Annotated in this window: 16 protein-coding genes and 1 riboswitch; of the genes, 2 read left to right on the top strand and 14 right to left on the bottom strand. The window is 40.4% G+C overall.

Features of this window, described 5'->3' with window-relative positions:
* Positions 1 to 50 precede the first annotated feature (50 nt).
* From R2R35_RS04545 to R2R35_RS04590, 10 genes are all read right to left on the bottom strand, one after another.
* The gene (locus tag R2R35_RS04545) at positions 51 to 1,232 is read right to left on the bottom strand and encodes a macrolide family glycosyltransferase (RefSeq protein ID WP_317733309.1); all 1,182 of its coding nucleotides are present in this window, start codon (positions 1,230 to 1,232) and stop codon (positions 51 to 53) included.
* Positions 1,233 to 1,471: 239 nt separating this feature from the next.
* On the bottom strand, positions 1,472 to 2,875 hold the full coding sequence (locus R2R35_RS04550) for an FAD-binding oxidoreductase (protein WP_317733311.1): 1,404 nt from the start codon (positions 2,873 to 2,875) through the stop codon (positions 1,472 to 1,474).
* 194 nt (positions 2,876 to 3,069) lie between these two features.
* On the bottom strand, positions 3,070 to 4,266 hold the full coding sequence (locus R2R35_RS04555) for an electron transfer flavoprotein subunit alpha (RefSeq protein WP_317733312.1): 1,197 nt from the start codon (positions 4,264 to 4,266) through the stop codon (positions 3,070 to 3,072).
* A gap of 14 nt (positions 4,267 to 4,280) precedes the next feature.
* Positions 4,281 to 5,069, bottom strand: a complete 789-nt coding sequence (locus R2R35_RS04560) for an electron transfer flavoprotein subunit beta/FixA family protein (RefSeq protein ID WP_317733313.1) — start codon at positions 5,067 to 5,069, stop codon at positions 4,281 to 4,283.
* A 144-nt stretch (positions 5,070 to 5,213) separates the two neighbouring features.
* Complete coding sequence (locus R2R35_RS04565; protein ID WP_317733315.1) at positions 5,214 to 6,749, bottom strand: L-lactate permease; 1,536 nt, start codon at positions 6,747 to 6,749, stop codon at positions 5,214 to 5,216.
* A 281-nt stretch (positions 6,750 to 7,030) separates the two neighbouring features.
* Positions 7,031 to 7,738 (bottom strand): FadR/GntR family transcriptional regulator, encoded by a 708-nt coding sequence (locus R2R35_RS04570; protein ID WP_317733316.1) that lies wholly within the window; start codon positions 7,736 to 7,738, stop codon positions 7,031 to 7,033.
* A gap of 180 nt (positions 7,739 to 7,918) precedes the next feature.
* Positions 7,919 to 8,125 (bottom strand): hypothetical protein, encoded by a 207-nt coding sequence (locus R2R35_RS04575; RefSeq protein WP_317733317.1) that lies wholly within the window; start codon positions 8,123 to 8,125, stop codon positions 7,919 to 7,921.
* A 90-nt stretch (positions 8,126 to 8,215) separates the two neighbouring features.
* Positions 8,216 to 10,615 (bottom strand): PEP/pyruvate-binding domain-containing protein, encoded by a 2,400-nt coding sequence (locus R2R35_RS04580; RefSeq protein WP_317733318.1) that lies wholly within the window; start codon positions 10,613 to 10,615, stop codon positions 8,216 to 8,218.
* A gap of 104 nt (positions 10,616 to 10,719) precedes the next feature.
* Complete coding sequence (locus tag R2R35_RS04585) at positions 10,720 to 12,018, bottom strand: MFS transporter (RefSeq protein WP_317733319.1); 1,299 nt, start codon at positions 12,016 to 12,018, stop codon at positions 10,720 to 10,722.
* A gap of 81 nt (positions 12,019 to 12,099) precedes the next feature.
* Positions 12,100 to 12,675 carry a TetR/AcrR family transcriptional regulator gene (locus R2R35_RS04590; RefSeq protein WP_317733320.1) on the bottom strand — a complete coding sequence of 192 codons (576 nt, stop codon included), beginning with the start codon at positions 12,673 to 12,675 and terminating at the stop codon, positions 12,100 to 12,102.
* A gap of 294 nt (positions 12,676 to 12,969) precedes the next feature.
* A riboswitch (ZMP/ZTP riboswitch) is annotated at positions 12,970 to 13,049 on the top strand.
* Positions 13,050 to 13,338: 289 nt separating this feature from the next.
* On the opposite strand from R2R35_RS04590, the gene R2R35_RS04595 reads away from it, so the two are divergent.
* Entirely contained in the window at positions 13,339 to 13,974 is a 636-nt protein-coding gene (locus tag R2R35_RS04595) for a class I SAM-dependent methyltransferase (RefSeq protein WP_317733321.1), read from the top strand.
* A 286-nt stretch (positions 13,975 to 14,260) separates the two neighbouring features.
* On the opposite strand, the gene R2R35_RS04605 is transcribed toward R2R35_RS04595, so the two are convergent.
* The 3 genes from R2R35_RS04605 to R2R35_RS04615 form a co-directional block, all read right to left on the bottom strand.
* A complete protein-coding gene (locus R2R35_RS04605) occupies positions 14,261 to 14,908 on the bottom strand; it encodes a hypothetical protein (RefSeq protein ID WP_317733322.1) in 648 nt (215 codons plus the stop codon).
* A gap of 297 nt (positions 14,909 to 15,205) precedes the next feature.
* Positions 15,206 to 17,623: a cellulase family glycosylhydrolase gene (locus tag R2R35_RS04610; protein ID WP_317733323.1), complete on the bottom strand. Its 2,418-nt coding sequence runs from the start codon at positions 17,621 to 17,623 to the stop codon at positions 15,206 to 15,208.
* Positions 17,624 to 17,878: 255 nt separating this feature from the next.
* Positions 17,879 to 19,210 (bottom strand): family 43 glycosylhydrolase, encoded by a 1,332-nt coding sequence (locus tag R2R35_RS04615; RefSeq protein ID WP_317733324.1) that lies wholly within the window; start codon positions 19,208 to 19,210, stop codon positions 17,879 to 17,881.
* Between the two features lie 444 nt (positions 19,211 to 19,654).
* Here R2R35_RS04615 and R2R35_RS04620 point away from each other — a divergent pair, with 444 nt between their 5' ends.
* Positions 19,655 to 20,509 carry an AraC family transcriptional regulator gene (locus R2R35_RS04620; RefSeq protein WP_317733325.1) on the top strand — a complete coding sequence of 285 codons (855 nt, stop codon included), beginning with the start codon at positions 19,655 to 19,657 and terminating at the stop codon, positions 20,507 to 20,509.
* Positions 20,510 to 20,600: 91 nt separating this feature from the next.
* On the opposite strand, the gene R2R35_RS04625 is transcribed toward R2R35_RS04620, so the two are convergent.
* Positions 20,601 to 21,107, bottom strand: a complete 507-nt coding sequence (locus tag R2R35_RS04625) for a CarD family transcriptional regulator (protein WP_317733326.1) — start codon at positions 21,105 to 21,107, stop codon at positions 20,601 to 20,603.
* Positions 21,108 to 21,164 lie beyond the last annotated feature (57 nt).

The raw sequence follows: 21,164 nt of genomic DNA on the forward strand, positions 1-21,164 counted from the left end.
TTTGCCCTGAATATGACCAAAATTCAAGATTTATACTCCAATTTGTACATTTAACGCTTCAAACAGACTTCCTCAAGCTTCTCTGCCACTAAGGTAAGACCTTCCGTACCCTTAAGCTGTTTTGATATTCTGATACAATTTTCCTTGTACTCCTTCTCTCTTAACAGTTGCTCTGTACCCTCTCTTAAGGATTGCGGTGATATCTCTTTGAATTGTCCAACTATGCCAAGTTTCAGGTCATTTAATCGCTTCGCAACCATATGCTGATCATTGACCATAGGAAAAGCATACATTGGTACACTATAGCTTAGCGCTTCATTAACACTGTTAAAACCGGCATGGGTAATGAAAACATCTGCTTGCTCTAAAATTGCTAATTGCGGCAGGAAATTCCCAACATAGAAATTCGAAGGGATATCTCCCAACTGCTCTATCTTGCATTTCTTCCCGATTGACATCATAACAAAAACATCAGAGGCCTTAAATGCCTCCAGACACATTTTATAAAAGTCGATAAAGTCTGTATTAACACTTCCGAGCGAGATATAAATCAAGGGTCTGGAATCCTTTTGGGGAATATCATCCATCGGTTCGGCCACAACCTTTTCTACTAGTGCCCCTGTAAAGAAATATTTAGACGCTTCCAGTCCTGCATCTCCATTAAACTCAGGAATGGTATATACAACATTCCATTGTGATTTACTAATGAAGATATCACTTAAGCCTGGTACTGGAACTTTGTATTTATCACAGATTCTGTTCAAGATCTCATAGCAGTGATCCAACTGGGGATGTGTACCCGGCTGCAGCATAGAATCCGGAACAGGTGCATGACTCATAGCAAAACTTGAATGTGAGCTTACTACCGGTATCTGAATTAATTGGTCTAAGAAATATGGTGCTCCAAATAGTGAATCACAGACTACCATATCATACTCTTTCCTATGAATCAGTTCTAATACTCCAGGCAGCACTGCTTCCGCATAGAGAAGAATATATTCCATTAACAAAAAGAAGGGATGCCTGTCCGTTGGTCGATAGGCAGCCAGAAATTCATCCAGTTCTGTTGAATAATTCAGAAATACTGCGCCTTCTGCTATTACTTTTTCCTCAAATTGCTTGGAACAAAAATAATCCACCTTATTTCCCCGTTCAACCAATTCCCTTACCAGTGGAAGCGTCGGGTTAATGTGTCCATATAAATTTGCATTTACGAATAAGATATTTGCCATACTTTTCTTTCCCTCCATATATCACTCTGATATAATTTATACTATATCAGAGTGATATATTTGTCAAGTAAAAAATTTCGGTTTTCCTTCCCGCACCGGCTGAAAGACAGATTACTCATTTTGTGTGCTGTATTTTTCGTTTTGGCACACAAAATCCGCAACTTATCTTTCAACTGTGCATTACAGGAAAACCGAAAGGCTTCTTTGTATTTAACCTTCTCTTTCAGATCTTAGTCCTTTTATATCTGACATACCTTATGAGGATTTAAGATATTCTTTGGATCAAACGCCTTCTTGATACCTCTCATGATTTCTACGGTAGCCGGGTCCATGGCTTCCATAAGATAGGACTTCTTTGCATAACCTATACCATGTTCACCAGATACCTGGCCACTCAGCTCTCTGGCTTTCCCATAGATCTTATCCATGGCGGACTTCATCTTCTCCTCCCATTCCTCTTCGCTTAAATCATCCTTTAAGATATAGGCATGAAGATTTCCATCTCCTGCATGGCCAAAGCTTTTGATTCGGATATTTACTTCTTTATATAAGCCATGGATATATTCCACCATTTCATTCACGGAACTTCTTGGTACTACCACATCTACTTCATCCATAAAGGAAGTGGACCCTTTGATGGCTTCCAGAAATGCTCCTCTGGCTTTCCAGATGGAATCTTCTCTTTCTGTGGTATCAGAGATCAGGATATCAATGGCACCCTGCTCCAGACAGATTTTCGCTACGTTTTCATAGTCTTTTTCGATTTCTTCCGTAGAATTTCCATCAAACTTAAGCAGTAGATAGGCATCTGCACTGTTATCAGGAAACTTTTTGCCCAGGTATTTTTCTGCATCGATTATTACTTCCCTCTGCATAAATTCAACCGCAGTGGGAATGGCTTTGGATTTAATAATCAGAGGTACGGTACCGATTGCCTTTTCCAGAGAAGGAAAGGGTATCAAAAGGCTGATTGCCTTCTTCGGCAAAGGAAGAATCTTTAAGGTTGCTTTGGTAATAATACCAAGCGTCCCCTCCGAACCTACCATCAAATCCTTCATGGCATATCCGGTACTGTTCTTTACTACCTTGCCGCCAAATTCCACCACCTTGCCATCGGGCAGCACAACCTCCAGCCCTCTTACATAATCTCTGGTCACACCGTATTTAACCGCTCTCATACCGCCGGCATTTGTACTGATATTTCCACCGATAGTAGCGGATTTTTCACCTGGATCCGGCGGGTAAAACAAATCTCTTTCCTGCACATAGGCAGCCAGTTCCATTAGCAATACTCCCGGCTCTACCGTAATGGTAAGATTATCCTCATCCAATTCCAGAAATCGGTTCATAAGACTGGTATCCAGCATAATGCCATGTTCAATGGCAACAGACGCACCTACCAGACCTGTACCTGAACCTCTGGGGGTTACAGGGATTGTATTCTCATAGGCATATTTCATTATTGCAGAAACCTCTTCGGTGGATTTAACCTTTACTACCACATCCGGATAACTGACCGTATCACTTAATTCATCATGGCTGTATTCTTCCTTTATATCTTCACCGAAAAGAATCCTCTCTTCCTCTTTTATAACACCTCGTATATAATTAATATCATTCAGTTCCAGCTTTTTATATTTCATTTAATAACCCTGCCTTTCTCACCGCCTGTAAATCTTAAGCCACAGGTACAAATTTTGGTATGAGGTTGCTGTTTCGCTCTGACTTCCTTAAATTTATCTCTAACTTCTTTGAATCTATCTCTAATTTTAAGTTGAACTTTAATTGTTGCAGCTGATATTACGAATAATTCATTACACCTTTTTTGTAAACACACTCAAGCACTGACAGGTTTACCGGCTTTTATCCGGCCGATGATCTCCGGCAGGATTTCATACAGATCCCCAATCAGGCAATAATGAGCAGTTTTAAAAATTGGTGCATTTTCATCTTTGTTAATGGCAATAATCTGTTCAGCATTATTCATACCTGCCGTAAACTGGACAGAGCCGGATACACCGCAGGTTATAATCAGCTTCGGCCTTACCGTACGGCCGCTTAAGCCCACCTGGCATTTGGCTGCCAGCCAGCCCGCTTCCATCACTGGACGAGTACAGGCAAGCTGACCACCCAGTATATCAGCAAGTTCTTTTAACAGCTCAAGATCTTCTTCTTTTTTGACACCTCTGCCAGCAACTACCAGTACATCAGAGGCTTCAATAAACTGCTCTTTCTCTTTCGCAATAATATCTATTACTGAGACTTTACTATCCAGTTCCTTTGCATCAATGACGCAGTTAATTATTTCACCGGATACCTCTTCTTTTCTTTCCGGCGCATCCATAACCTTATAACGCACAGTAGCCATCTGAGGTCTGTGATTGGGTGTTAAGATCTGAGCCATAATATTTCCACCAAATGCAGGTCTTATCTGTACCAAATCCGTATTTTCATTTATATCAAGGATTGTACAGTCAGCAGTTAATCCGGTCTTTAATCTGGCTGCCAGCCTTGGTGCCAGCTGTCTTCCTACCGGTGTTGCTCCCATTAAGATAGCCGTAGGTTTAATATGCTCAACGAAATCCTCAAAAGCCTTGGTATATGGTTCCATCTTAAAGCGGTCCAGTTCTTCCTTATCATAAACAAATACCTTATCTACTTCATAATGCAGCAATTCTTCACACTGGGTCTGTATATGATGTCCCATCATTACGGCATATACCGGGTGATTGATCTTAGCTGCCAGTTCCTTTGCTTTTCCGATTAGTTCATAGGTCACTGGATGAATTATCCCGTCAATATGATCTACATATACTGCAATTCCATTCCACTGTTCCTTGTCAATGGCTTCAACCGCTTCCTCCACATATTCAATGGCGCCTGCCGGGCCTTTTTTCACACAGAGCTTACACATCTTACAGGCGGCATTTATCTGAAGCAAGTTGTCTTTCTCTTCAATTGCGCCAAAGGGACAAATTCTGATAAGCTCCTGTCTGTTTCCTACCTTTTCCTGGTTTACGATTAACTTAGCCATACTCCTCTTCCTCCTCAGGCAAATTTTAATTCATTTAATTTATGAAACAACTGTTCAGCCAGTTCTTTTCCCTCTCCATTCCACACTTCTCTATGATTATTGACCTGAGGCGGAAAAATTCTTTGCACTTGTGTGGGGGAGCCATTTAAGCCATAGTTTTTCTCCTCTTTATCCTCCAGGTCTGCAAGGGTAATCACTTTAATTTCTCTGTCCTTTGTTTCCTGTTTCTTTACATAGGAGGGAAGCCTTGGGATAAATATGTCTTTATCCACTGCCAGCAGACAGGGATACTGTATTTCTGCTACTTCAATGTCATGGGTCATATCCATCTCCACTACTAAGGAGCTCTCTTTTTGTTCAACTATCCTGGATACATTGGACAGACTTGGAATCCCCAGCCATTCTGCTACTTCAGGTCCTACCTGCGCGGTATCTCCGTCGGTGGTCTGTTTTCCGCAGAGAATCAAATCAAATTCCCCACTTTGTTTTATACCCTGTGAAAGGGTATAGCTGGTAGCCAGTACATCGGCTCCGCCAAATTTACGATCAGATATCAGCACTCCGTTATCTACTCCCATGGCAAAAGCTTCTCTTATAATTCCAGTCGCCTGCCCCGGTCCCATAGTAATTGCTGTAATACTTCCGCCGGTTTTCTCTCTGATACGCAGTGCAGTTTCTAACGCATATAAATCATAAGGGTTCATCTTGGATTCCACCCCGTTTCGTTTCAACACACCGGTAACCGGATCCACTTCCACCTTATTACTGTCCGGAACCTGCTTAATGCATACTAAAATATTCATCTGAAACTCCTTTCCTACCCTTTTCAGGTTTACTGCAAGCACATGTCTTTCAAGTCAAAACCTACAGCATAAATCAATTTACAATTTTATTTTAGCTAACAAATTTCTCGTAGCCAGTCTGACTCCGCTTTCATACACTATGAGTTATGCCAGCAATCTTGCGCCGACATAAGTAATAACCCCAACTATGATTACAAAAAGGACAAAATATTTAATGGTTCCCTTTAACAGCATATTTTCCTTTCCCTCCAAACTAACTGCTGCTACCGCAACCGCTATGCTCTGAGGTGAAATCATCTTGGCCATAACCGCACCGGCTGTATTAGAGGCTGTAATCCATGCCTGATTAAGTCCAAGTGCTGCAGAGGTTTCCGCCTGCAAACCGCCAAACAATACGCTGGCAGAGGTTCCGCTTCCAGTCACAAAGGTTCCGATTGCCCCGAGAAAAGGTGCAAAGAAGGGGTAGAAGGAACCGGTGTAGGTCACAAATACAAGTGAGATGGAAGCAATCATACCGCTGTATCCCATTAATTTTGCTGTTGCCATAATAGCAATAATTGTTATGACCGTCTTCATCATCTGAAGGATCGTTTTCTTTAGGAGTACTAACATTTCCTTTATACTCAGTCCCTGAATCTTTCCACCGATAAAGGCGGACAAAAGAATCCACAAACCAGGAGTTGCAAGCCAGGAAAAGGTATATGGTGAGCTTCCTTTCCCCTGATAGATACTTACCGTTGTTTTTACGGATGCCAGCAGTTCGTTAAAGGAGCCTGCCATTTTCGAAGTAATTAAGAGGAATGCAAAAATCAGGATGAAGGGACTCCAGGCAACCAAGGCTTCTTTCACAGTTACCTTCACTTCCTGCCTGCCCTCCAGAATATACTTATCATCCACCCTTCCTTTACCAAAGATCCTTGCTGCCAATACGGTGGCAGCCATAGAGCAGACCGCTCCGATTACCACCGGCAACTCTGCTCCCAGATATCTTGCAACCAAATACTCCGGAAGCAGAAAGGAAAAACCGGAAATCAGAGTGATAAGAGTGATTCCCTTTAAAGAATTCTTTGATTTTCCTGTTAGGAATACCAATACAAAGGGTGTTAGGATAATTAGCACGGCTAATAAAATTACCGTATTGGTAGACAGATCAATTACATTAATACCGGTAATTTTCGCCAGGGTGGTAGTGGGAATACCAATGGAACCAAAAGCTGTCGGTGTTGCATTAGCTATCAGACAGACAATAGCTGCGAATACCGAAGGAAAGCCAAGACCAACCAGCATACTTGCCGGAATGGCAACCGCAGTGCCAAAGCCTGCCATACCTTCCATAAAACCACCAAAACCCCATGCAATAATAAGTACTAACACTCTTTTGTCTTTCGTGACGTTGGCCAGCATTTTTTTGATTATTTCCATTTTGCCGGTAGCAACACAGACGTTGTAAGTAAAAATAGCAGCAATTATAACAATGATAATTGGCCATAAAGCAAGTGCGGCCCCCTCCGCAACTGCACCCAGACTGTCAATAAACGGCATCTTCCATACAAATACGGCAAGTACATATGCAATTGCCAGAGCGATGGTACATGCTTTAAACCCCGGGATTTTTAAAGCTGTCAGAGCAATGATTAGCCAGATAATCGGTAACAATGCCATAACAAATTCGAAAATCATCTCCATACCTTCTCCATTCTGTGGTATTTGAGGAGCTGTCAGGAATTTCTCCAGATTCCTTTTACTCCTAAAATAAAATTTTTTCCAATTGGTACTACCAATTTATACTGAAAAAAAATGGTGTTGCAAAACAGTTTTGTTTTACTACACCTATTTGCTGCCAACTCCGTCGAATTGGTAGTACCACTTTGTAATTTTATTATAAATGCGCATATCCTATCTGTCAACAAACGTCATTTTTTTAACAAGTACTTTGTTTATTTTTACCTCACAAGGAACTTTTATATCATTTTCAGGTCATTATCTTTTAATTTTTCGTCAATTATACCAAAATGTTTGTTAATAGATTCATAAGCCAGATTTTTATCCCTGGTAATTAAACTTTCTATCATTCCATTGTGGGCCTCCATCAGAATTTTTCTGCTGTCTTCCTGGCTTAAGATTTCTCTCCTAAGGTCTACAATGAATTTATCCAATACCTCTGAAAGAGCCTGAAGGATATTGATGATAAGCGTATTCTTGGAAGCCAGCGCTATATTATAGTGCATTTTCTTATCCAGCACCACATTGTTAGCTTCTGTATCCGCCTCCAGCTGAGATATAATCTTTACCAGGGACTGGATTTCCTCATCCGTAATATTGTCAATTGCCAGCATCAGTGCTTCCATTTCCAAAGCTCTTCTTAATTCACTGACCTGCCGGTAATCTATCTGATTCAGCAGAAACATCATGGACAGCGATTCTACCAGATTATTCTCAAAGTTACCGGTCAGAAAATTGCCTGCTCCCTGCTGGCTTGAGATTACCCCCATATTATCCAGCGTCCGGATTGCCTCTCTTACAGAATTCCGGCTGATACCAAGTATCTCTGACAGTTCTCTTTCCGCCGGCAGTTTTCCTCCTATACTTAATTCTCCCAAACGTATTTGTTTTTTTATGTAATTTATAACTTTCATATAGGACTTTTCCTGTGTTCCGTATTCTTCCATCGCTACCTCCGTCTGTTTCTTCTGACCAATTTCACATTGCGTCAGCTGGATTTTATAAGCTGCCTTTTCGTCTTTGGAAAACTTGCTTTACTACTTTATTTTAATAACATATCCTTTTCGCTTTTGCTCTATTTATACACCGTTTCAGATACGGCTTGTCTTCATTCTACCATATTTTGTTTAATATTCAACTAATATGCTTTTCTTTCGAAGATTTACCAGCTGATATTTAATATACCTAAAACGTTGAAAGTGGCTCAGCATAGCAAGGAAGGAACTGCCCTGAAAATACCCTCTAAAGGTTAGATATACGAACCTTGGAAGCTCACTGTTCTCCTTTGCAATCCGCAGTGCTTCTTCTGACAGCCGGCTTTCTGTTTCCTTCATACATTTTCTCCCCACCTGAATTTTTGTCAAGAGCAAAAATTAGGATTAAAGGTCCACTAAATCAACGTTTTACATGGTATAGCCTTTATTTTATACGGGACCTTTATAACAGAGCTGAACAATACCCTTATCACCATTAACAACAATTTCTTGTCCATCCTGTAATATTTCGGTTGCGTTGCCACAGCCTAAGACCGCAGGGATATTATATTCCCTTGCTACAATAGCGCTATGGGACAGAGGCCCTCCGGTATCGGATACGACCGCGGACGCTAAAACAAACAATGGCGTCCATGAAGGGTCAGTATATCGGCAAACTAGAATGTCACCTTGCTGCATTTTATCAAATTCCTGCAAGGTAAGAATTCTTTTAACTTTTCCTTGGCAGATACCTCTATTACCTGATACACCTCTTAACACATTTTCGCTATTAACCTTTCCGACAAGCGAAAGGCTGCTCCACAATTTTTCGTTTTGAGGGCGGCTTGCCTTTCTAACCGTAATTTGCTTCCTATAATTTTGAGTCCCAGCAGACAGTGCATATATTTCTTCTAGTGTAAGAAAAAGAATATCCTTTGGCTGCATAAATATTTCCGGAAACCGAAGCTCCAGTTCAAAAACTGCTCTGCGTGCTAATCCATAGCACATCTCTATCAGGTAAAGACTTTCTTCCCGGTTGACATGATACCCTCGAATTTCCTCAATCTTCTTATGCACCTTGGCGGCTTTATTTGCAGAAAAGCACCTTGTGATTTTCTCAAGGATTGCCTGATATTTGTTGTTTCCTAAATCCTTGTTATCAGACTGTAACAAAGCTTTTATCAAAGAAAAGAGCGGAATCATATCCTCATGCCATGATACGGAGCAAAATGCACAGTAGCTGCTACTTGATTTCCATCCGAACTCATTGATAAAATTTTGCAACCTGTCGGAAAAATCAGGATAGTCGTTCCGAATGGTTTTTATGGCACTGCTATCCATAATTTTATGATTCGTAATAGCTCTGTTTAACTCTTTATAATCTTGAATATAAGCGGCCAGCTTTCTTAATGCGACATTCAGTTCCCATGTTTTATAAGGCAAGTCGCTCAGCAGATCGAATTCATTAATCTTTTTATCTATCCGGCGCAAGTTCGGATAAAGCAACTTGGAAACAGCAACAGACGGGAAGATATTATAGCGAAAACGTATGTATGCAATTTCTTCCGATAAGTTCATCAAAGCCTTTACTTGCTGAATCAGCGCAGTGACTGATAGCTGGGAAACATCTACCGCAGATATTTCTTCCAGCTCTTTTTTTATCTTGGAAAATGCACCGTTTGTATTTGAAGAATTCACCGCATAATTTGTATACTGCCGCAATAAAAAAGGGATATTCAGAATTCGTGGAGAAATACGTATCGTACTTGCTGAGAAGGATAGTATCCCGTTTTCGTCCATATTCAGCGCACCACCAATGGAAATACCTAATTCCTGAAAAACTTTTGATTTTGCCCGATCTATGATTTCACACGGTTCTATATCCAAAGGGTAAAGAGGCGTAGGGCAATGCTCAATCCAGTTATTGAGCACAGCTTTTTGTGATGCGGAAAGCTCCGGCTGTCTTTCATTTGCTTTTTTTAAAGTAGTAATTGGGCGGGACTGTAATAAGTACAACTTGCCGTCTGAAATAGCCCATTCGATATCCTGTGGGCTTCCATAATGTTGTTCAACCCTCTGACCCATTGTAAAAACTTCAAGTGCTTGTTTGTCATTCAGGCAAAAGCGGTTTCTTTGCTCCAAAGGTGTTCTTCTTTCCTCGATTCCTGTGTTGCCATAGCAGATCAAAATATCTTTATCACCCATTTTTTTATCGACTATACGGTTGCGCTTTTTGCTGTATATATAGATATCCGGTGTTACTTTTCCTGAAACAATCGCTTCTCCAAGACCCCATGAAGCATTAAGCATCATTTGACCTGAACTCTGACTGACAGGATCGGCGGTAAAAAGAACGCCCGACACTTCACTTTCCACCATCTTTTGAATCACGACCGCCAAAGATACTTTCACGGTATCAAAGTTTGCCTGTTTCCGATATGTCACAGCACGGGTAGAATACAGAGAAGCGAAGCACTTCTTGACTGCGATCATAAGCGGCTCCCTACCAACAACGTTAAGATAGGTTTCCTGCTGTCCGGCGAAGCTTGCCTCTGGCAAATCCTCGGCTGTAGCTGAGGAGCGGACAGCAACTCGCATATTTTGCCCGAGCGTTGCATAGCACTCATTAATTTCTTTCTCTAATGTAGCCCAAAGCTGTCCTTCCGCGATTTCAGAGCTAAGCGTTTCACTATAAGCCGATGCTTGCTGGTCAAAACCATTACGCTTCATGTATTCGTCAAACGCATCTCCTGTAATGCAAAAGCCATCGGGAACAGGAAAACCGGCATTAAACATTTCGCTCAAATTTGCTCCTTTCCCGCCGACAACAGAAACATCTTCTTTCTTCATTTCATGAAACCTTCTAATATATTTCATATTAATCTCCATTCCGTGCGCCTTGGTGCGGCACAAATAGTCATGAAATTTCTCATTTCCCTCCTCCATACTGAAGTTCACGCATTCGTTTTGTCTAAAACATGGCTAATTCGAAAAGATAGGGAAGCTGCAATCGTCCCTGTTGCGGCAAGAATCAGAACACCGCCAATATAATATTGCTGCGGATAGCTGAGTGAAAACTGAAATAATATTGTTCCGATACTGCCGCCAAAATTGCGGATTAAGTGGGCTGCGCTGTTTACACCCGAAGCATTATTCTGCGTCCGGGTCGCTGTATATCCCAATAATACAGACATTAATACACCTGAGCCGAATCCCAGCAGCCCCACAGCCAGCATAAAGAAGAACGGTATGAAAATGCCACCTGCCAAGCCTGCCAACCATCCGATCAGGATGGCCGGACGTTCAGAAATTTTATATAATGCCCCCAAAACGCTTCCGACTCCCATGAGAACAACGAATACTGCCAATAGATTCCCCGCCCTATCTGCACTGAACCCCATAGAAAACTGCATCAAGCTTGGCAGATATGCAAGACAGACATTATAGAATGCTCCCAACAGAAATACCTGAAGGCACAGGTTTCTCAATAAAGAATCTGTTGCAAATTCCTTTGGAAGCAGTATATTTCCGCCTTTGGTGTCCTTCCATACCACAAACAAAAGCAATGCGGCGCTTAAAATCAGTAATAGGTATTGTTGATGATAGGCTTGCTCGATTCCCAAGGTTGTGAGAAGAATAGCCAAAATCATAAGTAGATGCCGGCGAAAGTAAAAAGGCTCTGTATGCATAGATGGAACGCTATCAGGGAGATTTCGGAATACCAGCCAAAAGCTTAGCATTTCAAGTGGGAGTAAGAGAAAAAAAATTGCCTTCCATGAAGCAATCTTGGGTAAATATCCGCCAGCTAAGCTGCCTAACCCATTGAATATGATCTGCACAACGGCAAAGGAGGCAAAAACAGACGAATACTTTTCTTTCTCAAAATGTTCACCTATTATACCGTAGGTTGCCGGAACTACTACCCCTGCGCCTATTCCCATAACGATTCTCGTGATTACCAGCTGTAGCATAGAGCTGCTGAATGGGGCTATTATAGTCCCTATACCAAATAGCAAAGAACCGATAATGAAATTTTTCTTGTTACCGAATCTCTGACACAACCCACTGGACAATATAATGACGGCGGAAGAAGCAAGTATATAGCTGCCATGTATCCATGAATAAAAGGAAACGGATTTGAAACTGCTACTGATTGCGGGCAACGCGCTGCTGAAATAGGTTTGCATAATGGTGGAAGCACCCATGCAAAGCAACAGCCCGATAAGAATGGCAGTTTTTTCAGGTTTGTTCAAACAGAAACACCTCCTTCAAGAACAAGTATAACATCATCCTATGAAAATATCAAATATTTTTCATAGCTTGGATAAAAATTATCAAAGTTGCTCAAGGAGTGCTTTTTCAATGACTGGATACCACGAATCAAAACCAACACCTATCTTTTCTTTATGAGTGCACAATATGGCCAACGTTGCAACAGCAGCGGCCAGTTCCTCATTAGATGCTGAGATAACAATTCCTTTATTGGCCCAAATTTGTCTGATCTGCTGAATGAAATGCAGATTATCTTCTGCGGTAATGGAATCGTCATTCCAGACCAACGTTTCTAATAAACTACTATATTCATTGGTGTAAAATTTATTTGTGACCGTTTTATTTAAAAGAACATGAGCAAGATCCGTAAAAAATTCTTTTGGTGTTTGGTTTTCTTCTTCAATTATGGTTAGGATTTTTTTTCGTATTCTGTTTTTTTCATCGCGCAGAATTTCTTCATAGAGAGCTTCTTTGTCTTTGTAAAAGGAGTAAAAGCCTCCTAATGATATTCCCACTTGCTTAGTCAATAGCTGTATTCTAAAATCTTTGAAACCTAGTTGCATGAACATCTTTGCAGCAGCTTCTTTAATTTTTATCTTTAGCTCCGCTCGTTCTTCCTCGGTATAAGGACGTCCCAATATATTCACCCCTTCAAAATAGTTCTGTGTATATTATAATACCTTTCCATTCAAGGTTCGTCAATATAGCATTCATGAGATAATAAATAGATGTCCTATTAACGCAGGCAGATTTTCCTTGATTATGTGGGATTCCAACAGCAGCTGAAATTATCCAGATAATTGAGAAATACTTGATTACATGCGAACTGTTAACTTACACATCTTATTATATTAGATGAATAATATATCCTCAACTCTTCTGAGCTTGGTTCGGAGTTGACATTGACAATATCCATATTGAATGGTAGTATAATTATGCTGTATGACTGACGGAAGTGGATTAAACCACAGGGAGTATAGCGTTTCGGGAGCCGACCGTCTGGGCATGATGCTTAGATTGGTGGGCCTTTTTTTATACTGTTAATATCATTCAGAGAACATTTGAATCTTGCGCAGAGTAGAACGTTGTGCGTATATCAATGAACAGCACAAGGCTACAGTGTGATAGATAATGCAAACTTGGGAGGACACTACAATGAGCTTTTTGGTTAGAGGATCGAGGGCGTAATGATGGAGCTGCGGTATACAAAATAGCGGCGCTTATCTTTCAGAGAGTAGTCGAAAATATAAATGGCTTCATTATCAGATATAATCAATTAATACACAAGGAGGAGTTATCCGATGGAACAAAAAGATTACTGGAACAGTGTTTCAGAGACAAAGCAGTTTACAACGCCTTTTCAGGCCAATGAATTCGCCAATTATCTTAATCTCAATGCCGTCATTCTTGATGTTGGGTGCGGCTATGGCCGTACACTGGACGAATTGCATCACTTAGGGTATAAACATCTGATCGGCATGGATTTTTCGCAGGGGATGATCGAACGAGGAAAACAACTGGCCCCTTATCTTGATCTCCGTTTGAAAAAAGATGCAGGGATCGATTTGCCAGACCATAGCGTAGACGCGGTTATACTTTTTGCCGTCCTGACTTGTATCAAAAGCAATGAAGAACAGCAGGCACTAATTACTGAGATTTATCGTGTATTAAAACCAGCCGGCATTCTGTACATAAACGATTTTCTTATTAATTCAGATGAAAGAAATCAATCCCGCTATCAAAGCTTTAAAGAAAAGTATGGCATCTATGGTGTTTTTGAATTACCGGAGGGTGCCGTTCTTCGCCATCACTCAGAGAAATGGCTGAAGGAACTTCTGGCTGATTTCAGTACATTAAAATATGAGCACCTGACATTCACAACTATGAACGGACATAAGTCGAATGGATTTTATTTTATAGGAAGGAATCTTTTCTAATTCTATTCCGTTTCACAAAAATATACATTTAATCACAGACGATGACAAAGAGCTTTGCGCTCTTATGAAAAAATGTATAGAGCAAGAAAATTTATCTGCTATTATACCGGTGCTTATGCTCATCGCTAAAATGATGAGGAAAATAAAGTTTCCAAGCTTCGGCTTGGTGCAGATGATTATTTAACAAAACACAGACAACTAAAAAACCAGTGTAACGAAAGCAGGTTTTCCGTTACACTGGTTTACTAAAATATTTTTATTCCAATGAATTAAAGGTGCTGTTTTATTATTTCATTAATTTCCCACCAAAGAATTCTACTATCTCTATTACCTCACTTAAGGATTTTATGGAAACTGCTATCTTAAAAGTAATCTTATCCGTTATCTGAAAATCTTCTATGGTGACTGCTTCCGGTAGTGTTAAAGGTATCGAAATGAGCGAGCTTTCTTCCTCGATATTTGCTTTATCTATTTTATTTTTCAGATAATCCATAACGACACTTTTTAATACCGGTATCCTTCCCATATATGCTTTGTTTATTTTGACTTGCAGAGCATTATCAGTTACCGTGAAATCAGTCTTTAAGATTAACTGTGCCGGAAATAAGGACAATAACTTTGTATCTGCATAAAAATAAACCTCACCATTCTGTATGGCACAATGGACACTGTCTATTTTCTTGCTTTTTAGCTTATCCATATTCCCTGAAATAATATTGTTCATATCATTTTCCGATAATTCAAACTGGAACTCTTTTGAGGAATTGGTTAACATTCCTGTGATGGAATCCAGGATCTTCTCTTTCATGAGCTCTTTCAAAGAGATTTGTTCCGTTGAAGCTTCCTTGAATTTCTCAACTGGTTGGATGCAGTAGATAATTGCTGCGAATAAAACGATTATTAAAACAATAGTCAATGCTAATTTATTTTTCATTTCAGTCTTCCTCTTTGTTCTTACCAGGGCTTGGCTTGGTATAGGGTTCAGCCTGGATCCGTTCATGAATGCCTTGTTTAAGTTCCTAACAGCCTTATAGAATATACTTTACCAATACAATGGTTTCTATTATCACTTTGGAAATTAAGTGCATCCAGGTCTTATACTATTATATCAGACGTTGGAATTTTAACAAGAAAATCTTGCCTGTGATGAAATGAAAAAGAGCTCGCTGCTATCCCTTATATTCTATTCGCTTCCTCCTACGAATCGTAAAATCACTTCAAGGTTCTGAGATTAAGGTTCTGTTCCCCATTTCAGTGTACCGGCAATATAACCGGTAACATTGTTCCAATCCGTATAATTTGTTGCCGTGGCATGAAAGGAATAATCATTTGACTGTGTAAAGTTTGACCAGTCCGACTTCCATACTCTTCCCTTTATTTCAGTCTCTGCTCCTGGTGCCAGCGTGACTGCTGAACTATCAAAGCTTATTTCCAGGTAACAGTCAGCATTTGTCTTTGATAACCCTGTAAAAGTACCGCTAATTTTCCCGCTGCCTGCCGAAGCCCAGTCACAAACGTAACTGGCAGCATTGGTACCATCCTTTGTAAAGTAATATCTTACCTTCACATCAGAAAGATTGATACTTGTTGTACCGGTATTAACAATTTTAAAGTTTGGATACAAAGTATTAGTGGAAGCTGTAGTATTTCCATTGAAGAATTGAAGTTTGATATTTCCACCAGGTATTGGGGTTATGGTAGGGATGGGGGTAACTGATGGGGTGGGAGTTACCGTTGGGGTAACTGTTACTGTTGGGGTTACTGTTACTGTTGGCGTTACCGTTACTGTTGGGGTTACTGTTACTGTTGGCGTTACCGTTACTGTTGGCGTTACTGTTACTGTTGGCGTTACCGTTACTATTGGCGTTACTGTTGGGATAACCGTTACTGTTGGGGTAGGCGTTACCGGAGTAGTGCCGCCTGGTTCCGTGCCATACACCAGAACCCCTTTTACATATGCTGTTATTTTCAGATTCTGTCCATAATCTGTTTTACTGGAATCGAAAGAATAATCATTGGTCTGATTGTATTTGGAATTGTCGTATTTCGTCAAGGTAATCTGAAGCTCACCGCTGCTGGCTCCGGGATTCAGGATTCCCGCACCACTTGAAAAGCCTACTTCCGAATAGAAATCGGCTGTACTGTAAGCTGATGAAAGTGGTATTCTGACCATATTTCCATAAACATTACCAGAACCGACTACTGCATAATAGCAGTTAAAGGACTGCCATTTTCCATCATCTCTCGTATACCAGTACCGAACCTTTACATCAGAAAGCGAAACCGCTGTGTTATCGTCATTTCTAACCTGCAAGCTGAACCGAATTCCTCCGGAAGCACTGGTATCTCCGCATTTGTACAGTACTGAAATTTTAGGTCCGCTGCCGGACGGAGTAGGGGTGGGGGTCGGAGTGGGAGTAGGAGTGACCGTCGCTCTTATTCCACTCATAATTCCTTCCAGTATTGCCGGCTGTACAATGGCATAAGTCTTTCTGTCAATGATTCCGGAGCCACCGGGACCATAAGCTCCGATATCCCAGTATACCGGAACGGCACCATATTTCTTGCAGACAGTATTCAAAATCTTATTGAAATAAGCACGGTAGGTGTTATTACTTGCATCTTTATCCGTTTTATCCGTAGCACAGTATTCACCGATTACCACCGGATAACCTTTTTTTACAAAGGTTTGATACATTTGCGCCAGCTGTGAATCCATATAATCTTCCTGTCCCCAGCTGGATTTCTTAGAGGGATCAGTGGCTATGGAACCCCATTGGGTAATGGAACTGCTGTTATCAAGGGTGAACTCATAGGGTGAATAATAATGAGCTGAGATCATTATTCTTTTCTCCTCAGAGGGTATGGCAGCTGAGCGATAACTATCTGTAGGTATTACAAATCCAAAATCCAGTGTCATATGATCAATATTGGTATTCCAGCCTGGAACCAATAACCACCGGGCGGCATTGTTTCCACCGGATTGTCTTATCGTATCGACAAATATCTGATTATATGCATTGAGATTCTCATATAATACCGGATCAGGATCATAATAATTACCGTCAAACACTTCATTCATGGATTCAAAGATTAAATGTTCATCATACGCTTTAAATGTATTCGCATATTGCTGCCATACTTTCTTATACTTGTCTCTGACTGCCGTCTGATCACTGTCTGTTACTAAAAGCCATGCACCATTGATAGTATGGTACCCGTCACCATGTACACCGTCAAGAATTACATAAAGTCCCTGATCATAGGCATAATCGACCACTTCCTTAACTCTGGCTAACCAAGCCGAATCAATGGTATAATCAGGTGCAGGACCGATTGCTTTTAGTAAAGTAACCGGTATCCGGACGGTGTTAAATCCGGCATTTTTTACCGCCGTAAAAAGCTGTCTGGTAACTTTGGGATTACCCCACATTTCTTCATTTGGCCCATAGTCACTAAAGGCTTCCATGGTGTTCCCAAGATTCCAGCCTGTACCCATAGCAGCTACCAGCTGCTGTTGGTTTAACTGATCGAAATTGGTGGTCTGCTCTGCCATAACAGGCACCATGGAATACAAAGTTGAAGCAAGCATAGTGACCAGCAACCCCAATGCCAGTATATAGCTTCTGATAGACTTACGTTTAACCATATAAATACCTCCTTATTACGAAATTATTATCCTTTTTACAAGAAATCCGTAAAGCCTGCTACTTTATACCTTATATTGAGTCCGGAATGGCCTTGACACCAACTGCAATATAAGTTCTCCCCTGGTATTTCGTACTTCCTATTCTTTTGTAGCTCTTTACCACCTCCTATTTTTCTTCTTTTCCAATAAAATTGTTTTTGTCTATATTCATTGGGCTAAGTCTTTGCTTCAAGTTTCTAACCGTCTGATCCCTGTCTATTTCATAAATACGAAAGATTCCAATTCAAACAAATGCCTTCCTTTGAACATATCCGCGGTCCAGCCTGTAACACAATCCTGCACGAGAAAATAAACCGCATGCCTGCCTGTAATCTTCTTCACTACCGTCTGATAACTACCGCTGTCAGCACCGATTTTACATATTCCGATTTCTTCACCTTTCTCATAATCATCAAGTAATATCCTTATTATGGATTTGCAGCCTGTCCCCCTTACCTTTACAACGAAGTCCATGGTAAGGCTGGCATAATCTTCCCCAAAATCAAAATACTTATAGCCAATAATGCAGCCGCTGGTAATTGCGGTAACAGGTCTTTCAAAAACATTCTTTTCCGTCACAAAAGCTCCGCCGATTAAAACGCAGGCGGTTTCTGCCGGTGTTATTGTAAAAGGTGACAAAGCCTCTTCAAATCCCAGAGAGGTCATCTCTACCTGAGGAATGCTGCCGTCTGGTAATATGGTTATCTTTTCAACACAGGCTCGTCTTGACATAATGGTATTGTTTGTCATGCGGTGATAAAAAATATACCATTGTCCATTGATACAGCAGATGGAACCATGATTATTTCCTGCAGGATAGTCCTGCCCGTTATCCACTATAATTCCACCATATTCGAAGGGTCCCTTTGGAGATTTGGATGTGGCATAGACAAGTCTGCTACCTTTTCTGGGACTATAAATAAGGTAATAGGTATCCCCCACTTTTCTGGGAGAACAAGCTTCAAAGAAGGTAAAGGGTTCTTCTACCGGAATAATATCATCCTGATAGGTTCCGTCAATTATTTCATACATGTTCTCCGGATTGATTTCTGCAATAAAAGAACGCTCATAACCACAATATATGTATACCTTGCCATCATCATCCACTAGAACGCCAGGATCTATAAACCAGCCGCTGCCAAAGCAATCTTCACCTTTTCCTTCCGGTATCCTGTATTGATATCTGGAAAGCAGTTTAAAGGGACCTTCCGGTCTGTCACTGACTGCCACACAGCCAACGGCTCCAATTATATATGCATAGAGATAATATTTTCCATCCTTTTCAACAACGTCAGGTGCAAAGAGCTCATTCTCTGTCCAGTGGGTATCTGTCTCGTGGTCTCTGTCTTTGCGTGTATGAAAGCTGTCACCATGACACTCCCATTGATTTAAGTTATTTAGCGGTGCAGACCATACCTTCAGTTTATAATCGCAAAAGTGGTCAGAACCTGCATTATCATGTGAGCCGTATATATATACTCGGTCTCTAAATACTCTGGGTTCACCATCGGGGATATACTCCCATAAGGGAAGAAAGGGGTTTGCCATAAATGCCTCCTAGTAAGTCATAATTTTATTCTTCCTCTTCATCCTAGCATAGACAACTTTACAGTTCTACCATTATAACGCCATGTATTAGCACATAAATGACATTTCCTTACTACTTCTGTCTTAGGTTATTCTTTCGAAATGGGCGAAGTTCGTTTTTCAATATTCACAATCTTCATCCTTGATTTCTTCCCTTATAAATTGAATTTATGCATCATCTGGGGCTCTTACTTTTATGGGTTTAAGCAAGCTTATGCTTTATGTATCCTGGTGTTTGTGCAGTGGGGAATTACTTTAATAGGTTTTTCTTATTCTCCTTTACTAATAGCTTGTAATGTAATTGTTTTTTTACTATACTATAACAGTAATATTCATATATACGCCGTTTTATATAGTAATTTTTTTCCATTTTGTAGCATATTCCAGCCAATATCGGAGGTTTCTATGCCCTACATGAAATTAGGTTATTTTACGGATGATGAGAGTTTCCCATTTTTCATACAATACGGATATCATGACGAGGACCTGTTTGTACATACACATGAGGATTTCTTTGAACTGGTGATCGTACTGAACGGGAGTGCTTCACATATTGTAGATGAAGAGAAATTCCACATTAGCAAAGGTGATGTTTTTGTTATTGGAAACAATACTGCCCATGGTTACCAGGATACTGACAATTTCCGCATCTGTAATATTATGTTTCGTCTGGACAGTCTGTTTCCCGGGAATTATGATATTACCCGGTCGGCAGGCTTTCATGCCCTGTTCCTGCTGGAGCCCTATGTTTCAAAAGAATATAAATTCTCCAGCAGACTTAAGCTGCTGCAAAAGGATTTTGACAGAGTATGTAAAATGGTTGATTTGATGAACGCAGAATATCAGGATAAGCAAGAAGGCTGGCGCACTTTTCTTCAGTCCAGCTTTATGACACTTGTAGTAATTCTGTCCCGATCCTATGACTTTAAGGATGACTTTCATAAAATGGATATTATTAATATTGCTAAAGCCATTTCCTATATTGAGAACCACTACAACGAGGATATCTCCATTCAGATGCTGGCTGGTCTTTCCCACTATTCGGAACGGCATTTTATCAGGGTTTTTCGGGATACCTATCATACAACACCAATGAATTATCTTATTTCCCTGAGAATACGCAAGGCATGTCTTCAGCTAAAGGACAGCAGTCTTTCCATTAGTGAAATTGCTCTAAGATGCGGCTTCAATAACAGTAATTATTTCAGCCGCATCTTTAAGCAGCAAATGGGTGTTACACCCACAGAATATAGGAGTTAATCTGCAGAAAGAACAGCAGAAGCTCATTTTCATATTTACTTACTCAATTACTATTTACCGGATTCTTTCTTTGCAGGCAAAAAAGTTCTTGTCAGGTTATTTCACCCAACTTCTCCATGATCTCAACTTCCGCCTTCTCACGTGACATCTCAAGAACCAGTGAGATCTCATCTGTCAGAGTATTACAGATAAGATCTAAATATTTCTTATCAAGAGCAGACAACCTTCTATTTCCTGCACTTTTTTCTATCTCTCTCAGTTTAAGAACTTTTAGTATCTGCAATAGTTCACAGCAATCATTAAGCTTTAAGGCTTCTTTGTAAATTGGCTCACTTCTCTTGTCATCATATATATCAATAAACTCCAACCCGGGAATATCCTGAATTAAATTCATGGCTTCTTCTTTCGTAATCACCTCCCGCATCCTCACTTTGTTATTTTCCACGGGTGTATAGATAGCACTGCCCCTGGAATGTAAAGGCTCCAGGGTATAGTATAACTTATTTCTGACAAAACCATCTCCTGAAAGATATCCAACACTCTTAATTCTGCATATTCCGGTGATTCCATAGACAATATATTGATTACTCTGAAACATATTTATACCTTCCCTTTCTCTTGCTTAAATAATAGTTCTATGGTTGAGAAGCAGTCT

Origin of the sequence: Anaerocolumna sp. AGMB13020 (genome assembly GCF_033100115.1) — a bacterium.
Classification (GTDB): domain Bacteria; phylum Bacillota; class Clostridia; order Lachnospirales; family Lachnospiraceae; genus Anaerocolumna.